A 19,225-nucleotide genomic window follows, 5' to 3' on the forward strand; every position below is an offset into this window, starting at 1 on the left:
GCTCGGAGGCAATGGGGGTCGTACCCGCCCATCAACCGATCGGTTGATGCGGGGTCGAGCGCGATGGGCGATGTGGCGGACCCCCGCCGGCCGGGATTCTCAGGGCATGGCAATCATCGAAGTCAACGCAGTGCGCAAGGCATACGGCCGCAGGCCCGCTGTCGACGACGTCAGCTTTGCCGTCGAGGAAGGGGAGATCTTCGGGATCCTCGGCCCCAACGGCGCGGGCAAGACCACCACCGTCGAGTGCATCGAGGGGTTGCGCGTCCCGGACGCCGGGACGATCCGGGTGGCCGGGTACGACCCGGTCGCCGACCACGACCAGGTGACCCGCATCCTCGGCGCCCAGCTCCAGGAGAGCGAGCTCCAGCCCAAGCTCACCGTGCGCGAATCCCTTGAGCTGTACGCCTCCTTCTACCCGGACCCGGCCGACTGGCGCCCGCTCGCCGAACGCCTCGGCCTCGCCGAGAAGCTCGACACCCGCTTCGCCAAGCTGTCCGGTGGCCAGAAACAGCGTCTGTTCATCGCGCTGGCCCTCATCGGCAATCCGCGCGTGGTGGTGCTGGACGAGCTGACCACCGGACTCGACCCCCGGGCCCGCCGCGACACCTGGGAACTGATCGAGGACGTACGCCGCGGCGGGGTCACGGTCCTTCTGGTCACCCACTTCATGGAGGAGGCCCAGCGCCTCTGCGACCGGATCGCCGTGATCGACAAGGGGCGGATCGCCGCCCTGGACACCCCCTCGGGCCTCATCCGGCGCGCGGCCGGCTCCACCGTCATCTCCTTCACCCCCTCGGCCCCGCTCGACGACTTCGCGCTCGCCGAGCTGCCGAAGGCCGCCGCCGTCGAGGAGAAGCAGGGCCGGGTGACCATCCACGGCACCGACGAGACCGTCAACGCCGTGATCACCCTGCTCGCCCGGCACCACATCACCGCCCACCAACTCCGCGTCTCCGAGGCCACCCTCGACGACGCGTTCCTGGACCTGACGGAGGCCTCGGCATGACCACCACCCTCACCCCGGCCCGCCCCGCCCGCGCCGCCCGTCCCTCCCGCCGGGCCGCCGGGGCCGTGCTGAAGACCGAGGCGACCCTCTTCCGGCGCGAGCCCGCGGGGCTGTTCTGGATCATGGTCTTCCCGACCGTCCTGCTGGTCGTACTCGGCTCGATCCCGGGCTTCCGCGACCCCGACAAGGCGCTCGGCGGCATCCGCTTCGTCGACGCGTACGTTCCCGTCGCCGTGCTCCTCTCCATGATCATGGCCGGGCTCCAGGCGATGCCGCCGGTCATCACCGGATACCGCGAGCGCGGCATCCTGCGCCGGATGTCGGTCACTCCCGTCCGCCCCTCGGCCCTGCTCGGTGCCCAGATGGGGCTGCACGGGGTGGCCGCGGTGATCTCCGCGGTCCTCTCCCTCACGGTGGGCCGGCTCGCCTTCCGGGTGGCGTTGCCGCACCAGCTGTTCGGATACGCCTTCGCGCTGCTGCTCGCCGTGCTGAGCGCGCTCGCCCTCGGCGCCCTGGTCTCCGCGGTGTCGCGCACCTCCAAGATCGCGAACGCCATCGGCTCCGCGGTGTTCTTCCCGATGATGTTCAGCGCCGGTGTGTGGCTGCCCGTCCAGGCCATGCCCGACACGCTCGGCCGCATCGTGGAGCTGCTGCCCTTCGGCGCCGCGGCCCAGGCCCTCACCGAGGCCGCGGCCGGCAGCTGGCCCGGCTGGGACCACATCGGCGTCCTCGCCCTGTGGACCGTGCTGCTCTCGGCCGCCGCGACCCGCTGGTTCCGGTGGGAATGACGGCGATCGCCCGCTGGGGCGGTACCGGCGGGCCCTGCGACGTGGATGACACTGGTGCCATGAGCGACGGGGTGAACGAGGTGAAGCGGGACCTGGTGGAGGAACGCTGGGAGGTGTTCCACCGCTGGGGCCCCTTCGGCCTGCTGTTCATCGGCTGCCTCGCCGCGGCCGCCACCGCCGACCTCCTGATGAGCCCGGACGCCCGCTGGGCCGCGCTCTGTCTGGTCGGCGGCGCCCTGCTGGTCCAGATCGGCTGGGACCGGTGGCGCCGCACCCGGCCGGGACCGAGCGCCGCGGGGGCCGTCTACTACTTCGTGCGCTGGGGCATCGCCTTCGCGCTCACCTGGCTCAACCCGTTCTTCGCCTTCTTCGCCGTCTGCGGCTACTTCGGCGCCCAGGCGGTGCTGCCCCGGCGCCTGGTGCGGATCGGTCTGTTCGCCACCGCCGTCACCATGGCCGGTTCGCAGTCCGGCGGGCTTCCGCCCAAGGGGACCATGGGCTGGGTGGTGTTCGGCGCGGTGCTCGTCATCAACTGCGTCCTGCTGACGGTGTTCAGCCATCTCGCCGCCCAGGAGGACGAGCGCTCCCGGGTGCAGGTCGAGACGATCGCCGCCCTGGAGACCGCCAACGCCCGGCTCCAGCAGGCCCTCGACGAGAACGCCGCCCTGCACGCCCAACTCCTGCTCCAGGCAAGGGAAGCCGGCGTCGCAGACGAGCGGCGGCGCCTCGCCGCCGAGATCCACGACACCATCGCCCAGGGCCTGGCCGGCATCATCGCCCAGCTCCAGGTGGTCACGAGCAGCAAGGACCCCGCCCTGGTACGCGAACACCTCGCCAGCGCCCAGGCGTTGGCCCGCCACAGCCTCGGCGAGGCCCGCCGCTCGGTGCAGAACCTCAGCCCGCTCGACCTCGAACACGACCTGCTGCACGAGGCGTTGAAGAAGACCGTCGCCGAATGGGGAACCCGGCACGGGGTGCGCGCCGACTTCACCGTGACCGGCACCGCCGTCCAGCTCCACGACGAGATCGAGGCCACTCTGCTGCGCATCGCCCAGGAGGCCCTCGCCAACGCGAGCCGCCACGCCGGGGCCTCGCGCATCGGCGTGACCCTCTCCTTCATGGGCGACGAGGTCTCCCTGGACGTCCGCGACGACGGCCGCGGCTTCGACCCGGTGGACCTGCCGGCCCGCTCGGGCAGCGGGGGCTTCGGCCTGGACGGGATGCGGGCCCGAGCCGAACGCATCGCGGGCACTCTCACCGTCGAGTCGGAGCCCGGCCATGGCACCGCGGTCTCGGCCCGCGTACCGTTGGTGCCCCATGACCACTGACGCCACCATCACCCTCCTGATCTGCGACGACCACCCCGTAGTGCGGGACGGTCTGCGCGGTATGTTCGCCTCCGCCGACGGCTTCGCGGTCCTCGGCGAGGCCTCCAACGGCGTCGAGGGCGTCGACCTCGCCGAGCGGCTCGACCCGGACGTCGTCCTGATGGACCTGCGGATGCCCGGCGGCGGGGGAGTGGCCGCGATCGCCGAGCTCACCCGGCGCGGACTGCGCTCCAAGGTCCTCGTCCTCACCACCTACGACACCGACTCCGACACCCTCCCCGCGATCGAGGCGGGCGCCACCGGCTACCTCCTCAAGGACGCGCCGCGCGAGGAGCTGTTCACCGCGGTCCGCGCCGCCGCCGCGGGCCGTACGGTGCTCTCCCCGGCGGTCGCCTCGCGGCTCGTGTCGGCGGTGCGCACACCGGCCGTCCCCGCGGGCGAACCGCTCTCCGGCCGCGAGCGCGAAGTCCTCGAACTGGTCGCCAAGGGCACCTCCAACCGGGAGATCGCCCGTGCCCTGTTCATCAGCGAGGCCACGGTGAAGACCCATCTCACCCATCTCTACGGCAAGTTGGGCGTCAAGGACCGGGCGGCCGCGGTGGCGGTGGCGTACGACCGCAAGATCCTCGGCTAGCGGGAACGGGGCGCCCGCTCACCAGACTCCGGGTATCAGCCGGGCAGTGGCGGCCGCGTACTGGGTGTAGGCGGTGCCGAGGGCTCTGGTCAGGAGCTTCTCCTCCACGTGGATGCGGTAGCCCAGCGCGGCCAGTGCTCCGGCCAGGAACACCGCGAACGCCGCCGCGTTGTCGAAGGTCACCCCCAGCGCCACGCCCGCCAGCAGGATGCCGCTGTACGCGGGGTGGCGCACCCGGCGGTAGGGCCCCGAGCGCACCACCTCGTGGTCCCGCTGGATGTGGACCGTGCCGCGGAAGAACCGGCCGAGCGTGACGATGGCCCACAGCCGCAGGCCTATCCCCGCCCAGGCGAACAGCAGCACCGCCAGCCGGGCCGCGGCCGAGGAGGTCGAGTAGTCCAGGGCGGGCGTCGCGCGCGCGACCGGGTGGGCCGCGAGGGAGATCGCGACGGCCGCCGCGACCAGGACGAGCAGGCTGCCCCACTCGGTCCGCTCGGTGGGCCCGCTGATCCGCAACTGGCGGATCTGGAGGCCCAGTTCGCAGACCAGCCAGGCATACAGGGTGATCTGGATCGCCAGACCGAGGTCGCCGCTCATGCCGCACCACTCCTTCGTCGCGCGTCGCTGGCTCCGGCACATACGACGATCCCAGGCGGGGCGGGTGGAGCGGATCGGCCCGTGGGTGGACGGGTGGGTGGAGATCTCCGCGAGCCGACGAGTCCCGCCCCCTACCCCGCCACCTTCAGGACCAGCACCGAGCGGGCCGGGAGCGTCACCATCTCGCCGCCCCGGTAGGCCACTCCCGGCGGCTCGGCCTGGTCCTCGCGCGAGGTGTCCACGACCAGATCGTAGGAGCCGGCCCACGGCGGGCCCGGCAGGACGCAGTCCGCCGGGCGGTCCGCCGAGTGCAGCAGGATCAGGAAGCTGTCGTCGGTCACCGGCGCGCCCCGGGCGTCGCCCCCCGGGATGTCGCGCCCCGACAGGTACAGGCCGAGCGTCGCGGCGGGCGCGTACCAGTCCCGCTCGGTCATCTCCTCGCCGCGTGCGGTGAACCAGGCCAGGTCCCGCAGGCCGTCCGCGCCCTGCGCCCGGCCCGAGAAGAAGGCGCGGCGCCGCAGCACGGGGTGGCGGTGCCTCAACTCCATGAGCCGCGCGGCCAGTTCGAACAGACCGCGCGCTCCCGGCTGGTCCAGGAGCGACCAGTCGAGCCAGCTGACCTCGCCGTCCTGGCAGTAGGCGTTGTTGTTGCCGCCCTGGGTGCGGCCCATCTCGTCGCCCGCGACCAGCATCGGCACGCCCGTCGACACGAGGAGGGTGGTGAGCAGGTTCCGCAGCTGGCGCCGCCGCAACGCGTTGATCCCCGCATCGTCGGTCTCGCCCTCCACCCCGCAGTTCCAGGCCCGGTTGTCGTTGGTGCCGTCCCGGTTGCCCTCGCCGTTGGCCTCGTTGTGCTTGCGCTCGTACGACACCAGGTCCCGCAGCGTGAAGCCGTCGTGCGCGGTGATGAAGTTGATGGACGCGTACGGGCGCCGGCCGCCCCAGGCGTACAGGTCGCTGGAGCCCGAAAGGCGGTAGCCGAGGTCGCGCATGTCCGGCAGCGAGCCCCGCCAGAAGTCCCGGACCGCGTCCCGGTAGCGGTCGTTCCACTCGGTCCACAGCGGTGGGAAGGCGCCCACCTGGTAGCCGCCGTTGCCCACGTCCCAGGGCTCGGCGATCAGCTTCACGCGGCGCAGCACCGGGTCCTGCGCGATCACCGCGAGGAAGGGCGACAGCATGTCGACGTCGTGCATCGAGCGGGCCAGCGCCGCCGCGAGGTCGAACCGGAAGCCGTCCACCCCCATCTCGGTGACCCAGTAGCGCAGCGAGTCGGTGATCAGACGCAGCACATGGGGCTGGACCACGTGCAGGGTGTTGCCGCAGCCGGTGTAGTCGGCGTAGCGCCGGGCGTCCGCCTGGAGGCGGTAGTAGCCGCGGTTGTCGATGCCGCGCAGGGACAGCGTCGGGCCCATCTCGCCCGCCTCGGCGGTGTGGTTGTAGACCACGTCGAGGATCACCTCGATGCCCGCCTCGTGCAGCGCCCGCACCATCCGCTTGAACTCGCCGACCTGCTGGCCCGCGGTGCCGCTCGCCGAGTAGCCGGCGTGCGGCGCGAAGTAGCCGATCGAGTTGTAGCCCCAGTAGTTCTTCAGGCCCCGCCGCAGCAGATGGTCCTCGTGCGCGAACTGGTGCACCGGAAGCAGCTCGACCGCGGTGACCCCGAGCCGCACCAGGTGGTCGATCGCGGCCGGATGGGCGAGCCCGGCGTAGGTGCCGCGCAGCGGTTCGGGGATGTCCGGGTGGAGCCGGGTGAAGCCGCGTACGTGCAGCTCGTAGATGACGGAGTCGGACCAGGGCGTCTTGGGCCGGCGGTCGTCCGCCCAGTCGTCGTCGTCCTGCACGACGACGCCCTTGGGCACGTGCGGTGCCGAGTCGCGGTCGTCCCGCACGGTGTCGGCGACCTGCTGCTGCGGCCAGTCCCGTACGTGCCCGTACACCTCGGGCGGCAACGCGAAGTCGCCGTCCACGGCCCGCGCGTACGGGTCCAGGAGCAGTTTCGCCGGGTTCCAGCGGGCGCCCGTCCACGGGTCCCAGCGCCCGTGCACCCGAAATCCGTACCGCTGCCCGGGGCACACCCCGGGGACGAAGCCGTGCCAGATCTCGTGGGTCAGCTCGGTGAGGACGAGCCGGGTCTCGATGCCCGCCGGGTCGAACAGGCACAGCTCGACCGATTCGGCGCCTCCCGCCCACAGCGCGAAGTTGGTGCCGGCGACCCCGTCCGGGCCGACCCGGAAGCGGGCGCCGAGCGGGGTGGGGGCGCCCGGCCAGACAGGGGGGCGCAAGGCCCCGGGTTCACCCCGATGGCCGTCCACGGCGGTCTGACGGGGGCGCTGCCCCTCCGTACCGGGCGCGCCGCCCGCGGCACTCCGCACTGCCTTCTGTTCGGCTGCGCTCGACACCTGACGGCCTCCCGCGGCTCGGCGCGGGGGCGGCAGCGGCGTCCCGGCCGCGGCTTCCCTGCGCGTCTCTGCACCTGTTCTTCCCGCAACAGCCCTCGTACTCACGTTTCCCCCGGCGGGGGGCGGTCGTTGGGCCGGTCGTGAGAGACGTACTGAAGCGGGCAGGGGCGGGCACGGCCGCCGCCCTGGCATGGGCAGGACTGACGGCGGTCCTGGTGACCGCGCTGACCGGGTGCTCGGGGGGCACCCTGGACATCGGCGACATCGGCGGCAAGCCGTTGACGCCGCAGGAGGCCATCCTGGTGACCCCGGACGACGGGGCCAAGGGAGTCAAGGCCGACCAGAAGGTGGAGGTGCGGGTGCCGGGCGGGCGCCTGGAGCGGGTCAAGGTCATGAAGACGGAGGACGCGCAGCCCGAGGAGGTGCCGGGCAAGATCTCCGCGGACGGACTGACCTGGACGCCGACCGGCGGCGCGCTGCAACTGGCCGCCCTCTACACGGTGGACACCGTGGCGCTCGACGGCCACGGCCGCCGCCAGGCCCGGCACACCAGCTTCGCCACGCTCGTGCCCGAGCACCGCTTCATCGGGTACTTCAAGCCGGAGAACCGCTCCACGGTGGGCGTCGGCATGATCGTGTCGTTCAACTTCAACCAGGCGATCAAGGACAAGGCGGCCGTCGAGCGCGCCATCAGGATCACCTCGCAGCCCCCGGTGGCGGTGCGGGGCCACTGGTTCGGCAAGGACCGGCTCGACTTCCGGCCCGAGAAGTACTGGGTGCCCGGCACCAAGGTCACCGTCGACATGCGGCTGCGCGACGTGCTCGCGGCCCCCGACGTCTACGGCATCCAGGACAAGACGATCGGCTTCACCGTGGGGCGCGACCAGGAGTCCCTGGTGGACGCCGAGGCGCACACCATGGAGGTGCGGCGGGGCGGCGAGCTGGTGTCGACGCTGCCCATCTCCGCGGGGTCGCCGAAGAACACCACGTACAACGGGAAGATGGTCGTCACCGAGATGTACGACGTGACGCGGATGAACAGCCAGACCGTCGGCTTCGGCGGGGAGTACGACATCCCGGACGTGCCGCACGCCATCCGGCTCACCAACACCGGCACCTTCCTGCACGGCAACTACTGGGCCCCCTCCAGCACCTTCGGCAACACCAACACCAGCCACGGCTGTGTCGGTCTGCGGGACGTGAAGGGCGGCAGTTCGGACACCCCGGCGGGCTGGTTCTTCGACCGCACCCTCATCGGAGACGTGGTCGAGGTCGTCAACTCCCATGACCGCGAGGTCGCTCCGGACAACGGGCTCAGTGGCTGGAACCTGGACTGGGCGAAGTGGAAGGCGGGCTCCGCGGTCTCCTGAGGTCCCCGCTCTCGAACGCACGGCCCCATGACCGTTCCCGGTTAACCAACCGGGAACGGTTCCTGTGTTTCACCTGAGAGTTCCAGGAAAACTTGGGACTGAACAGTGACATGGGAGGGGAGATCGCGGCCTGTTCGGTGTGATTATCTAGCGCCGTGCGCGCGCGAGGACGCGCGCGGGGGTGAGTGAGTGCGGGCGGTGGCGGGGCCACGCCGTGCGAGGGGAGATCAGTCTTGAACGGGCAGCCTATTTCGGGGGCTCCGGCCGCGGCCGGACGCCGCGGCCGTCGGGGCGGCACACTGCCGGCCCTCATATGCGGAGCGCTGCTGCTGCTCGTCACCGCGTGCGGCGGGGGCGACGGCGGATCCAAGTCGAAGGCCGGCAGCGCGGGCGCCACCGAGGACACCAAGGCGTCCGAGGCCGTGGTCACCATCGTCCCTGCGGACAACGCCAAGGACGTGGCCACCAACGGCGCGCTGAAGATATCCGCCGACAAGGGCAGGCTGACCGCCGTCGCGGTCGCCGACAGCAAGGGCAACACGGTCGCCGGAAAGATATCCGCGGACGGCCTCGGCTGGGCCCCGGACCAGCACCTCGCCTCCGCCACGCAGTACAAGGTGCACGCGGTCGCCAAGGACGCCAAGGGCCGCGAGTCCGCCAAGGACACCACCTTCACCACGCTCGTCCCGACCAACACGTTCATCGGCCAGTACGTGCCCGAGGACGGGTCCACCGTCGGTGTCGGGATGCCGGTCTCCATCAACTTCAGCCGGGGCATCACCAACCCGGACGCGGTCAAGAAGGCGATCACCGTGACGGCCGAGCCGTCCGTCCCGGTCGAGGGCCACTGGTTCGGCAACGACCGCCTCGACTTCCGCCCCGAGAACTACTGGGCCCCCGGCACCAAGGTCACCGTCAAGCTGAACCTGGACGGCGTCGAGGGCCGGCCCGGCGTCTACGGCAAGCAGACCCGCACCGTCCACTTCACCATCGGCCGCTCCCAGGTCTCCACCGTCGACGCGAGCGCCCACACCATGAAGGTGGAGCGCGACGGCAAGCTCCTGAAGACCATCCCGATCAGCGCGGGCTCCCCGCAGAACACCACGTACAACGGGCAGATGGTCATCAGCGAGAAGTACGAGGTGACGCGCATGAACGGCGCCACCGTCGGCTTCGGCGGCGAGTACGACATCAAGGACGTGCCGCACGCGATGCGCCTGTCCAGCTCGGGCACCTTCATCCACGGCAACTACTGGGGCGACCCCTCGGTGTTCGGCTCGGCCAACACCAGCCACGGCTGTGTCGGTCTGCGCGACGCACGCGGCGCGGGCGACCCGTCCACGCCGGCCGCCTGGTTCTACAACAGCTCCCTGATCGGCGACGTGGTCGTCGTGAAGAACTCCAAGGACAAGGTCATCCAGCCCGACAACGGCCTCAACGGCTGGAACCTCTCCTGGGCGGAGTGGACCAAGTAACCCCGACCGGCCATGAGGGACCCGGTGCTGTGAGCGACAGCACCGGGTCCCTTGTCGTTAGTGGCCGTTAACCTGCCTTCATGACTGTGAACCTGGAAGTCTCCGAGGGCGTCGGCACCCTCCGTCTGAACCGCCCCCCGATGAACGCGCTCGACGTCGCGACGCAGGACCGGCTGCGCGAGCTGGCCGAGGAGGCGGCCCGGCGCGACGACGTGCGGGCGGTGGTCCTGTACGGCGGCGAGAAGCTGTTCGCGGCGGGCGCGGACATCAAGGAAATGCAGGCGATGGACCACGCGGCGATGGTCGTGCGCGGCAGGGCGTTGCAGGAGTCCTTCACCGCCGTCGCCAGGATCCCCAAGCCCGTCGTGGCGGCCGTCACCGGCTATGCGCTCGGTGGCGGCTGCGAGTTGGCGCTCTGCGCCGACTTCCGCATCGCCGGCGACAACGCGAAGCTCGGCCAGCCCGAGATCCTGCTGGGCCTGATCCCCGGCGCGGGCGGCACCCAGCGCCTGGCGCGTCTGGTGGGCCCGTCCAAGGCGAAGGACCTCATCTTCACCGGCCGCCAGGTGAAGGCGGACGAGGCGCTCGCCATGGGCCTGGTCGACCAGGTGGTCCCGGCCGCCGAGGTGTACGAGCGGGCCCACGCCTGGGCCGCCCGGCTCGCGCAGGGCCCGGCGATCGCGCTGCGCGCCGCCAAGGAGTCCATCGACACCGGTCTGGAGGCGGACATCGACACCGGCCTCGCCGTCGAACGCAACTGGTTCGCGGGCCTGTTCGCCACCGAGGACCGCGAGCGGGGCATGCGCAGCTTCGTGGAGGAGGGCCCGGGCAAGGCCAAGTTCCTCTGAGCGCAGGGCAGTTGAGGGCGTCGCGTCAACGGCGGCTGTACATGTGATGACGATGTGTACACCCTGTGGGGGGATTAGCGCAGCCTTAAGGGCACCTTAAGGAAAACCTCTCCGGAACGCTTGGTGATCAAGCGAACGCGGCAGGTCATCGCAGGTCGGAGGGGGCGTGAAAGGTCCTCGACTGCCTCCGTCATATGCCAAAAGGCGCCTCCGGAACGTCAGCTTCCGGAGGCGCTATTCCTTCGGAACCGCCCCGGAGGCCGCTCCGGGCGGCCATGATGGGGGCATGGCGGGGCTGGAGGGTGTGGAACAACCGGCGCAGCGTGTGAGTGCGACCGCGGCGCGCTGGATGCCGTCCGCCGACGACGAACTGGCGCTGAAGGCGCTGGAGTTGTTCGGTAATCCGACGGAGGGCGAAGTGCGGCTGCCGTCGCGTCCGGAGTCCGCGGCGACGGCTCGGCGGATCACCCAGTCCGTGGTACTGCGCCAGTGGGTGCTCTCGCCGACCCTGGCCGAACACGCGGTGCTCCTCGTCTCCGAGCTGGTCGGCAACGCGGTCCGGCACACCGGGGCCCGGGTCTTCGGCCTGCGGATGCTGCGGCGCCGGGGCTGGATCCGGATCGAGGTCCGGGACCCCTCGCGCGGGCTGCCCTGTCTGATGCCGGTGCACGAGATGGACGTGAGCGGGCGCGGCCTCTTCCTCGTCGACAAGCTCTCGGACCGCTGGGGCGTGGATCTGCTGCCGCGCGGCAAGACCACCTGGTTCGAGATGCGGGTCGCCGACCGCTGAGGCGCCGTCGCGCCGTCGCGCCGATGCGTCGAAGCGCCGGGGGGTCGGGGGGCCGGGAATCACAGAAGCCCCCTGGGCTGCCGGGTGCGGCGCCTGCGGGGGCTTCTGTGGAGCGCCGCGGATCTGTGGGGGGTGTGATCCACGGCGACTGAGGACGACCTGGCCCGGGTCAATGGGGGTCGTGGCTCCGACTATGACAGATGGGCGGCCCATCCTCAAAAGTCCCTACTCGGACATAACGCCATGAACCATCACAGTTTAGCTGTGAATCGTAGGTGAGCTAGAGCACTCACCTTTCAAACTGTGAATAAGTATCGAGGGTGCTGAGTGAATCAGCGAGCTTGACGCCCGGGGCGCGCCCCGGCCGGGCGCGACCCGCAAAGGTCCTGAAGTGGGTCAATCGTTACCAAGCGCGCCTCGGCGCACTTAAATGTCCATGTGCTGAATCCATCACCCCGTGCGGTAGACCGCCGCAGCGCCCTGCGGGCCGGGGCGGGCGCGGCCATCGTGGGGGCATTCACGACGGGCTGCTCGGACGACGAGGGCGGCGCACGGCCGGCCGGATCTTCGACACCGCCGCCGTCCGCCTCCGCCGCGGCCGCCGCCCGCCCCGGCAAGCCCCGCCCCGCACCGGCCCCCCGCGCCTTTCCCGGGCAGCCGGTCCAGATCGAGAGCGGACCCCGGGCCCGCCCGCAGGTCGCGCTCACCTTCCACGGCCAGGGCGATCCGAAGATCGCCACCACCCTGCTCAGCGAGGCCGAGAAGGCCGGTGCCCGCGTCACCGTCCTCGCCGTCGGCAGCTGGCTCGACGAGCAGCCCGCGATGGCCCGCCGCATCCTGGACGGCGGCCATGAACTGGGCAACCACACCCAGCACCACATCGACATCTCCGCCATGGACGAGTCGGAGGCCTACGCCGAGATCACCGGCTGCGCGGACCGCCTGCGCCGGCTCACCGGCTCCATCGGGACGTGGTTCCGGCCCTCCCGTGCCCAGTACGCGACGCCGCTCGTTCAGAAACTGGCCCGGCAGGCGGGATACCCGCACGTCCTGTCGTACGACGTCGACTCGCTCGACTTCACCTCGCCCGGCGCCTCGGCCGTCACCCGCAACGTCACCGAGCAGATCCGCAACGGATCGGTGGTGAGCCTGCACTTCGGCTATGCGGACACGGTCGCCGCGCTGCCCGTTCTACTCGCCGAACTGGAACGCCGCCGACTGCGCGCGGTCACGACCACGGAGCTGCTGATCTGATGCCGACCGTAACGAAGACGACCACCGCGCTGCTCGCGGCCGCCCTGCTCGCGGCGCTCGCCGGCTGCGGCTCGGGTGCCGACCACGAGAACGAGGCGCTCAGCACCAAGGCGGCGCCCCCGCCCGCCGTCGTCAAGAAGCCCGTGCCGCAGGGGCTGCCCGGGATGCCGCCCGTCCTCGACCCCAAGGACGCCTACGCGGCGGACCGGCCGAACGCGCTCCAGCCCGCCGTGAAGAACTTCCTGCCGCGCGTGTACGTGCCCAACACCAACTCCAACACGGTGTCCGTGATCGACCCGGCGACCTACAAGGTCATCGAGACGATCCCGGTCGGCCACCAGCCGCAGCACGTGGTCCCGTCGTGGGACATGAAGACGCTCTGGGTCAACAACGACCTGGGCGACTCGCTCACCGCCATCGACCCGGCGACCGGCAAGACCGGCCGCACCGTGCAGGTCTCCGACCCGTACAACCTCTACTTCACGCCCAACGGCAAGTACGCCGTGGTCATGGCCTCGATGGACCGCGAACTCGTCTTCCGCGACCCCGTCACCATGAACCGGGTCAAGACCGTCCCGGTGACCTGCGCGGGCGTCAACCACGCGGACTTCTCCATGGACGGCCGGTACTTCATCGTCTCCTGCGAGTTCTCCGGCGAGCTGCTCAAGGTCGACACCGAGAAAATGGCCATCGTCGGCCAGCAGAAGCTGCCGTTCGACGGGGCGATGCCGCAGGACGTGAAGATGTCCCCGGACGGCAAGACGTTCTACGTGGCCGACATGATGGCCCACGGCATGTGGGTCCTGAACGGCGACAAGTTCGACAAGCCGGTCCTGCTGCCCACCGGCAAGGGCTGCCACGGGCTCTACATCAGCCGCGACTCCAAGGAGATGTACATCTCCAACCGCGGCGAGGGCACCATCTCCATCTTCGACTTCACCCAGAACAAGCTGACCAAGAAGTGGGAGCTGCCCGACGGCGGCAGCCCCGACATGGGCGGCGTCTCCGCCGACGGCAAGGTGCTCTGGCTGTCCGGGCGTTACAACGCCGAGGTGTACGCCATCGACACCACCACCGGCAAGGAGCTGGCCCGCATCCCCGTCGGCTCGGGCCCGCACGGACTCGCCGTCTACCCCCAGCCCGGCCGGTACTCGCTCGGCCACACCGGCATCTTCCGCTGAACCGGCCCGCGCGTACGGTCCGCGCGCGTACGGTCCGCGAACGTGCGGTCCGCGAACGTCCGGCCAGCAAGTGCCCCGGGGCCCGCCGGCCCCGGGGCACCCCTGGGTCACCACAGCACCGGCAGCCGCTCCGGCAGGCGCTTGATGAAGCCGGTGCGCCACACCAGCTGCTCGGCCGGGACCGCGAGGCGCAGACCCGGCATCCGGTCCACCAGGACCGCGAGCGCGGTCTCCGCGTGCAGCCGGCCAAGGCCCGTGGCCGGGCAGAAGTGCCGGCCGGCCCCGAACGAGAGGTGCGGGTTGTGCCCCCGGTCGAGATCCAGGCGCTCGGGGTCGCTGAAGACCGCCGGGTCGAAGTTGGCGCCCTCGACCAGTACGAGCACCAACTCGCCCTTTCTGACCAGGACTTCGCCCAGCCGTACGTCCTCAAGGGCGAGCCTCGGCAGCCCGTCGCCGATGGACAGGTTCCAGCGCAGCAGCTCGTCCACGGCCCGGCCCATGCGCTCGGGGTGCTCGCGCAGATGGCCGATCAGCTCCGGGTGCTGGAGCAGGGCCAGGATCGCCAGGATCAGGAACGCGGAGGTCGATACCGCGCCCGCGCCGAACATGGAGACGGCGACCGTGGCCAGCATCTCGTCCGTCAGATGCGCGGACTCGCGGTCCTCGCGCAGCGCCCCGAGTCGGCCGAGCAGACTGTCCGGCGGCACATCGGGCGCGTTCAGGCGCTCCACCATGTACCCGAGGTCCTTGTACCAGTTGAGCCCGGCGCCCTCGAAGGTGTGGGTGCTCGTCATGAACGCGGTGTCCAGGCCCGACATGAGCCGGCGCCAGTCCGTGAAGGGGACCCCGATCACCTGGCAGTGCAGGGCCGCCGAGAACGGGTCGGCGAACCCCGCCCGGAGGTCGGCGGGCGGGCCCTCGGCGAGCAGCGCGTCGACGAACTCGCCGGCCCGCTCGCGCAGCCGCCCGGCCAGGCCGTCGGCGCGCGGGCTCAGCGACTTCATCACGGCGGAGCGCAGTCCGGCGCTGTTGATGTTGCCCATGTTGTTGACGACCTCGGGCGGGATCGTCAGTGCGTACTGGCGCGGGACGCCCGGCGCGGCGGTGTCCTTGAGGCTGAACCGCTCGTCCTCCAGGACCTGTTTGGCCAGGGCGTGACTGCTCACCAGCCAGGCCTGGTCGCCGGTGAGCGTACGCACCCGGGCCACGGGCTGCTTCTCGCGCAGCCAGGTGCACTCCTCGGGCAGTACGTCCCCGCGGCGCGAGAGCGGGAAGTCGAGTACGGGCTCGGCGGTCATGCGGCGATTCCTTCCGGGCGCACCACGGCGTAGGCCTGGTTGCGGGAGGCGCGCAGCCCGCCGCCCTTGGCGTAGAGGAGTTCGGTCAGCGGGATCGGCGCGTGGTAGCACGACACCGATGAGGGGACGCCGAGGATGCCCGGGGTGTCCAGGAAGAAGGGGAGTTCGGCGGCGATGTAGTCGAGGCAGGCGGAGAGCTGCCGGGCGCTTACGGCGGGCTCGCCGACCTTCGTGGAGAGGAAGTGCGCCGCCATGTGTTCGCAGCCGGCGCGGAAGTGCGGGTCGGTGGCGAGGAAGTGCCGCACCCGGCGGTGCAGCAGCTCGTACACGGGGTTCCCGGCGAACTCCGAGAGGGCGTGCACGCCGACCGGCGTACCCTGCGGGTCCGCCTCCTCGACGCCGCGCAGGATCCTGCGGCGCACCGCCTTCAGCTCCTTGCCGGCCCGGCGGGCCGCGTGGCCGGGCTCGTAGCCGAGCGCGCCGAACAGCTCGGCCACGTGGAGGTCGGCGTACACGATGTCGATGCGGGAGAACCGTGCCGAAGCCCAGCGGACGAGTTCGGTGATGCGCCCGGCGCTGAAGTAGCTGTTCCCCGGACTCACACCGATGAGGACGTGATCGCCCTCGTCCCATATGTGGTGGCAACTTCGTGTGAAGGGCTGCACGGTGAATGCTTCAGTTGTGATGGCCACAGCTGTAACGCCCCAGCGCCGCTAGTCCCTGGGTGCCCTGTGCTCCCGGTGTGGCGGCGACAGCACGAAGTTATCCATCAGTGGCGGAGCGTAAGGAAGTGGCGCCGTGAAGTTGGCGTGAACTCCTCTTTGTCGGGCGGAAAACGGTCCTCCGTGTATGGCGAACAGTCAGGGTGGGGGTTCGATGGGCGGGTCCCCGGTCAGTGCGCCAGGAGCAGCGCCTCCGCGCCGACCGGCCGGAAACCGGCGGCCTGGAAGGTGCGTACGCTGCGCGCGTTGCCCGGCGACTGCTGGGCCCAGATCACCCCGTCCGGTACCAAGTGCCGTGCAGTGATGGCGAGTTGAGCGCCGAGGCCCTGGCCGCGCGCGGACTCGTCGAGCTCGATGGCGGCCTCCCAGCGGCCCGCGACGCCCCGCCCGAGCACGAGTACGCCGCCGTCCGCCGCCCATACCCGCACGTCGTCCCGGAACTTCAGCGCTCGGGCCACCCTCGGATGCGCCGGATCCTCGATCTCCCGCAGCGCCAGAGGCGGTTCGCCCGGCAGGGCGGGGGCGCAGGTCAGCAGGTCGACGCAGTTCATCGAGCGGCCGGTACGGGCCATCAAGGCCGCCAGGAACGCGGGGTTCATGGCGGCGCCGAGGGGGTCCGCGTCGGTCGCGGCGAGGGTGGCCCGCAGCCAGTCCGGGTCCTCGTCCAGGAAGATCACCGAATGGGCCGTGAACGCCAGCACGCCGGCGTCCCGCGGCCCGGGCTGCGCCACCAGCGTCGTACCGCCGTCCACCGGCGGGAACCGGCCATCGGCCGCGGCCGCCAGAATGTCCCCGAGCGTCTGATCCACCGTCATCCCCGTCTCTCCCGTTCCCGGCCCCGAGTCTCCACCCGCGGCGCCCCGCAAAGCCCCGGCCGCCGCACGGTGCGCGCACATCGGCGGCTAATCTGACCGGCGTCAGAAAAGCACCAAGCAGTAGCACCAACAAAGGGGTGGACCCAGTGGCGGACATCGAAGAGGCGCGCAAGGCGTTCGCGAAGCTCGACGTCGACGGCGACGGACGCGTCACCGCGAGCGAGTACAAGGCGGTCATGGCGCAGCTGGGCGACTTCCACGTCACCGAGACCGTGGCGCAGGCCATCATCAAGGCCAAGGACGCCAACGGCGACGGCAAGCTCTCCTTCGAGGAGTTCTGGGCGTCCCTGAACAAGTGACCCCGAACAGCTGACCCCGATCGGTACCGGTGGCGCGAAACCGCTCCTGCGGAGCGCCGCCGGTGCCGAGCCGGAATAACCCGCAGTGTCCGCAAGTTGCCGGAGCGTGACAACGTACCGACTCCGGAAGGCCGGCTCATGAAGATTGGCATCATCGGCGCGGGCAACATCGGCGGCAACCTGACCCGTCGCCTCACCGCGCTCGGCCACCAGGTTTCCATCGCCAACTCCCGTGGCCCGCACACCCTTTCCGCCCTCGCGGAGGAGACCGGCGCGACGCCGGTCACCGTCGAGGAGGCGGCCGACGGCGCCCAGGTCGTCGTGGTCACCATCCCGCTGAAGAACGTGCCCGACCTGCCCAAGGGCCTGTTCGGCAAGGCCGCCGACGGCCTCGCCGTCATCGACACCGGGAACTACTACCCCAAGGAGCGCGACGGCCGGATCGACGCGATCGAGGAGGGCCTGACCGAGAGCCGCTGGACCGAGCAGCACCTCGGCCACCCGGTGATCAAGGTCCTGAACGGCACATACGCCCAGGACCTCCTGGACCGGCCGCGCCCCGAGGGCGCTCCCGACCGGGTGGCCGTGCCCATCGCGGGCGACGACGCGGCCGCCAAGCAGCTGGTCCGCGAACTCGTCGACGAGCTGGGCTTCGACACCGTGGACGCGGGCGGCATCGACGACTCCTGGCGCCAGCAGCCCGCGACCCCCGTCTACGGTCTGCGCGGCAACAAGGCGGAGGTCACCGAGGCGCTGGCCGCCGCACCGCGGGAGCGGCCGGCGGCGCACAGCGCTCCCTAGGGGTACGAGGAGCCGCGCTACCGGCCAAGGCCGGTCCGCGGTCGAGGCGTTCCGTCTCCCGCGGAGCTGCTAGCACTCGATGATGTTGACGGCGAGGCCGCCGCGGGCCGTCTCCTTGTACTTGACGCTCATGTCGGCCCCCGTCTCCTTCATCGTCTTGATGACCTTGTCCAGGGACACCTTGTGGCTGCCGTCACCGCGCATCGCCATCTTGGCGGCGGTGACGGCCTTCACCGCGGCCATGCCGTTGCGCTCGATGCACGGGATCTGGACCAGACCGCCGACCGGGTCGCAGGTCAGACCCAGGTTGTGCTCCATGCCGATCTCGGCCGCGTTCTCGACCTGCTCGGGGGTGCCGCCGAGCACCTCGGCGAGCGCGCCCGCCGCCATCGAGCAGGCGGAGCCGACCTCGCCCTGGCAGCCGACCTCGGCGCCGGAGATCGAGGCGTTCTCCTTGAACAGCATGCCGATCGCGCCGGCCGCGAGCAGGAAGCGGACGATGCCGTCCTCCTTCTCCTGGGCGGACCCGCCGGGCACGAAGTTCATGTAGTAGTGCAGGACCGCCGGAATGATGCCCGCGGCGCCGTTGGTGGGCGCCGTCACGACCCGGCCGCCCGCCGCGTTCTCCTCGTTGACCGCCATCGCGTACAGCGTCGCCCACTCCATGGCGTGCGCCTCGGGGTTGCCCTCGGCACGCAGCAGGCGGGCGGTGTTGGCGGCGCGGCGGCGGACCTTGAGGCCGCCGGGCAGGATGCCCTCGCGGGACATGCCGCGCGAGACACAGGCCTGCATGACCCGCCAGATGTCGAGGAGCCCGGAGCGGATCTCGTCCTCGGTGCGCCACGCCTTCTCGTTCTCCAGCATCAGCGCGGAGATCGAGAGGCCGGTGTCCTTGGCGAGCCGGAGCAGCTCGTCGCCGGTGCGGAAGGGGTGCTTGAGGACGGTGTCGTCCGGCACGATCGGGTTCTCGCCCGCGACAGCGTCCTCGTCGACCACGAAGCCGCCGCCGACCGAGTAGTACGTCTTCTCCAGGATGAGCGTGCCGTCGACGTCGTAGGCGAAGATCGTCATGCCGTTGGCGTGGTACGGCAGCGCCTTGCGTCGGTGCAGGATCAGGTCGTCGTCGTAGGCGAAGCCGATCTCGTGCATGCCGAGGACGTTCAGGCGTCCGGAGTCCTTGATCCGCTCAACCCGCTCGTCGGCGTTCTCCACGTCGACCGTGCGCGGGGAGGCGCCCTCCAGGCCGAGCAGCACCGCCTTCGGGGTGCCGTGGCCGTGGCCGGTCGCGCCGAGCGAGCCGTACAGCTCGGACCGTATCCGCGCGGTGTGGGCGATCAGGCCCTCGTTCTTGAGCCGCGCGGCGAACATCCGCGCCGCCCGCATCGGGCCGACGGTGTGGGAGCTGGACGGGCCGATGCCGATCGAGAACAGGTCGAAGACCGAGATGGCCACGGGAGACTCCTTGTGGGGGTTGGAAGACGCCGTTGTCTGCCGGGGTATCGCAGAGCAAAGCTGGCACAGCATGGGATGGGGCACCGCGCTCACTACCCAGTGTGC

General features: G+C 70.9%; 18 protein-coding genes. 12 read left to right on the plus strand and 6 right to left on the minus strand.

What is annotated here, in order from left to right; genetic code table 11:
• Positions 1-106 precede the first annotated feature (106 nt).
• From CG740_RS25130 to CG740_RS25145, 4 genes are read left to right on the plus strand one after another with little or no spacing between them, the layout of a single operon-like run.
• Positions 107-1,009 carry an ABC transporter ATP-binding protein gene (locus CG740_RS25130; protein WP_199846563.1) on the plus strand — a complete coding sequence of 301 codons (903 nt, stop codon included), beginning with the start codon at positions 107-109 and terminating at the stop codon, positions 1,007-1,009.
• Positions 1,006-1,797 (plus strand): ABC transporter permease, encoded by a 792-nt coding sequence (locus tag CG740_RS25135; RefSeq protein ID WP_100577530.1) that lies wholly within the window; start codon positions 1,006-1,008, stop codon positions 1,795-1,797. The genes CG740_RS25130 and CG740_RS25135 overlap by 4 nt, the downstream gene beginning before the upstream one ends.
• Before the next feature lie 59 nt (positions 1,798-1,856).
• On the plus strand, positions 1,857-3,125 hold the full coding sequence (locus CG740_RS25140; RefSeq protein WP_100577531.1) for a sensor histidine kinase: 1,269 nt from the start codon (positions 1,857-1,859) through the stop codon (positions 3,123-3,125).
• A complete protein-coding gene (locus CG740_RS25145) occupies positions 3,115-3,759 on the plus strand; it encodes a response regulator (RefSeq protein WP_100577532.1) in 645 nt (214 codons plus the stop codon). The genes CG740_RS25140 and CG740_RS25145 overlap by 11 nt, the downstream gene beginning before the upstream one ends.
• An 18-nt stretch (positions 3,760-3,777) precedes the next feature.
• Here the strand turns inward: CG740_RS25145 and CG740_RS25150 are convergent, their stop codons facing one another.
• Together CG740_RS25150 and glgX are read right to left on the minus strand one after the other, a co-directional pair.
• Positions 3,778-4,356 (minus strand): methyltransferase family protein, encoded by a 579-nt coding sequence (locus CG740_RS25150; protein ID WP_100577533.1) that lies wholly within the window; start codon positions 4,354-4,356, stop codon positions 3,778-3,780.
• A gap of 131 nt (positions 4,357-4,487) precedes the next feature.
• Positions 4,488-6,755, minus strand: coding sequence for a glycogen debranching protein GlgX (gene glgX, locus CG740_RS25155; RefSeq protein WP_199846564.1), 2,268 nt, complete (start codon positions 6,753-6,755; stop codon positions 4,488-4,490).
• A 140-nt stretch (positions 6,756-6,895) separates the two neighbouring features.
• Here glgX and CG740_RS25160 point away from each other — a divergent pair, with 140 nt between their 5' ends.
• The 6 genes from CG740_RS25160 to CG740_RS25185 all read left to right on the plus strand — a co-directional run bounded on the left by CG740_RS25160 (position 6,896) and on the right by CG740_RS25185 (position 13,673).
• Positions 6,896-8,125 (plus strand): L,D-transpeptidase, encoded by a 1,230-nt coding sequence (locus CG740_RS25160; RefSeq protein WP_100577635.1) that lies wholly within the window; start codon positions 6,896-6,898, stop codon positions 8,123-8,125.
• A gap of 233 nt (positions 8,126-8,358) precedes the next feature.
• Positions 8,359-9,600: a L,D-transpeptidase gene (locus CG740_RS25165; RefSeq protein WP_100577535.1), complete on the plus strand. Its 1,242-nt coding sequence runs from the start codon at positions 8,359-8,361 to the stop codon at positions 9,598-9,600.
• Between the two features lie 80 nt (positions 9,601-9,680).
• Positions 9,681-10,448 (plus strand): enoyl-CoA hydratase/isomerase family protein, encoded by a 768-nt coding sequence (locus tag CG740_RS25170; protein ID WP_100577536.1) that lies wholly within the window; start codon positions 9,681-9,683, stop codon positions 10,446-10,448.
• 181 nt (positions 10,449-10,629) lie between these two features.
• On the plus strand, positions 10,630-11,238 hold the full coding sequence (locus CG740_RS25175; protein WP_199846571.1) for an ATP-binding protein: 609 nt from the start codon (positions 10,630-10,632) through the stop codon (positions 11,236-11,238).
• Between the two features lie 438 nt (positions 11,239-11,676).
• Positions 11,677-12,492, plus strand: coding sequence for a polysaccharide deacetylase family protein (locus CG740_RS25180; protein ID WP_442802853.1), 816 nt, complete (start codon positions 11,677-11,679; stop codon positions 12,490-12,492).
• Complete coding sequence (locus CG740_RS25185) at positions 12,492-13,673, plus strand: YncE family protein (protein ID WP_100577538.1); 1,182 nt, start codon at positions 12,492-12,494, stop codon at positions 13,671-13,673. Before CG740_RS25180 ends, CG740_RS25185 begins: the two co-directional genes overlap by 1 nt.
• A gap of 107 nt (positions 13,674-13,780) precedes the next feature.
• On the opposite strand, the gene CG740_RS25190 is transcribed toward CG740_RS25185, so the two are convergent.
• The 3 genes from CG740_RS25190 to CG740_RS25200 all read right to left on the minus strand — a co-directional run bounded on the left by CG740_RS25190 (position 13,781) and on the right by CG740_RS25200 (position 16,508).
• Entirely contained in the window at positions 13,781-14,971 is a 1,191-nt protein-coding gene (locus CG740_RS25190; RefSeq protein WP_100577539.1) for a cytochrome P450, read from the minus strand.
• Entirely contained in the window at positions 14,968-15,663 is a 696-nt protein-coding gene (locus CG740_RS25195) for a tRNA-dependent cyclodipeptide synthase (protein WP_100577540.1), read from the minus strand. The genes CG740_RS25190 and CG740_RS25195 overlap by 4 nt, the downstream gene beginning before the upstream one ends.
• 200 nt (positions 15,664-15,863) lie before the next feature.
• A complete protein-coding gene (locus tag CG740_RS25200) occupies positions 15,864-16,508 on the minus strand; it encodes a GNAT family N-acetyltransferase (RefSeq protein ID WP_100577541.1) in 645 nt (214 codons plus the stop codon).
• 146 nt (positions 16,509-16,654) lie between these two features.
• Between CG740_RS25200 and CG740_RS25205 the strand changes: the two genes are divergently transcribed.
• Together CG740_RS25205 and CG740_RS25210 are read left to right on the plus strand one after the other, a co-directional pair.
• Complete coding sequence (locus tag CG740_RS25205) at positions 16,655-16,867, plus strand: EF-hand domain-containing protein (RefSeq protein WP_100577542.1); 213 nt, start codon at positions 16,655-16,657, stop codon at positions 16,865-16,867.
• 96 nt (positions 16,868-16,963) lie between these two features.
• Positions 16,964-17,668 (plus strand): NADPH-dependent F420 reductase, encoded by a 705-nt coding sequence (locus CG740_RS25210; protein WP_267895423.1) that lies wholly within the window; start codon positions 16,964-16,966, stop codon positions 17,666-17,668.
• 69 nt (positions 17,669-17,737) lie between these two features.
• On the opposite strand, the gene CG740_RS25215 is transcribed toward CG740_RS25210, so the two are convergent.
• Positions 17,738-19,120, minus strand: a complete 1,383-nt coding sequence (locus tag CG740_RS25215) for an L-serine ammonia-lyase (RefSeq protein WP_100577544.1) — start codon at positions 19,118-19,120, stop codon at positions 17,738-17,740.
• Between the last annotated feature and the right edge of the window lie 105 nt (positions 19,121-19,225).

Origin of the sequence: Streptomyces sp. CB01201 (genome assembly GCF_002803085.1) — a bacterium.
Taxonomy (GTDB): Bacteria; Actinomycetota; Actinomycetes; order Streptomycetales; family Streptomycetaceae; genus Streptomyces; species Streptomyces hundungensis.

Coding starts and splice junctions, on each gene's coding strand:
- CG740_RS25200 (WP_100577541.1), bottom strand. CDS start 16,508: ATGACGGTGGATCAGACGCTCGGGGACATTCTGGCGGCCGCGGCCGAT.
- CG740_RS25170 (WP_100577536.1), top strand. CDS start 9,681: ATGACTGTGAACCTGGAAGTCTCCGAGGGCGTCGGCACCCTCCGTCTG.
- CG740_RS25135 (WP_100577530.1), top strand. CDS start 1,006: ATGACCACCACCCTCACCCCGGCCCGCCCCGCCCGCGCCGCCCGTCCC.
- CG740_RS25145 (WP_100577532.1), top strand. CDS start 3,115: ATGACCACTGACGCCACCATCACCCTCCTGATCTGCGACGACCACCCC.
- CG740_RS25140 (WP_100577531.1), top strand. CDS start 1,857: ATGAGCGACGGGGTGAACGAGGTGAAGCGGGACCTGGTGGAGGAACGC.
- CG740_RS25150 (WP_100577533.1), bottom strand. CDS start 4,356: ATGAGCGGCGACCTCGGTCTGGCGATCCAGATCACCCTGTATGCCTGG.
- CG740_RS25190 (WP_100577539.1), bottom strand. CDS start 14,971: ATGACCGCCGAGCCCGTACTCGACTTCCCGCTCTCGCGCCGCGGGGAC.
- CG740_RS25130 (WP_199846563.1), top strand. CDS start 107: ATGGCAATCATCGAAGTCAACGCAGTGCGCAAGGCATACGGCCGCAGG.
- CG740_RS25185 (WP_100577538.1), top strand. CDS start 12,492: ATGCCGACCGTAACGAAGACGACCACCGCGCTGCTCGCGGCCGCCCTG.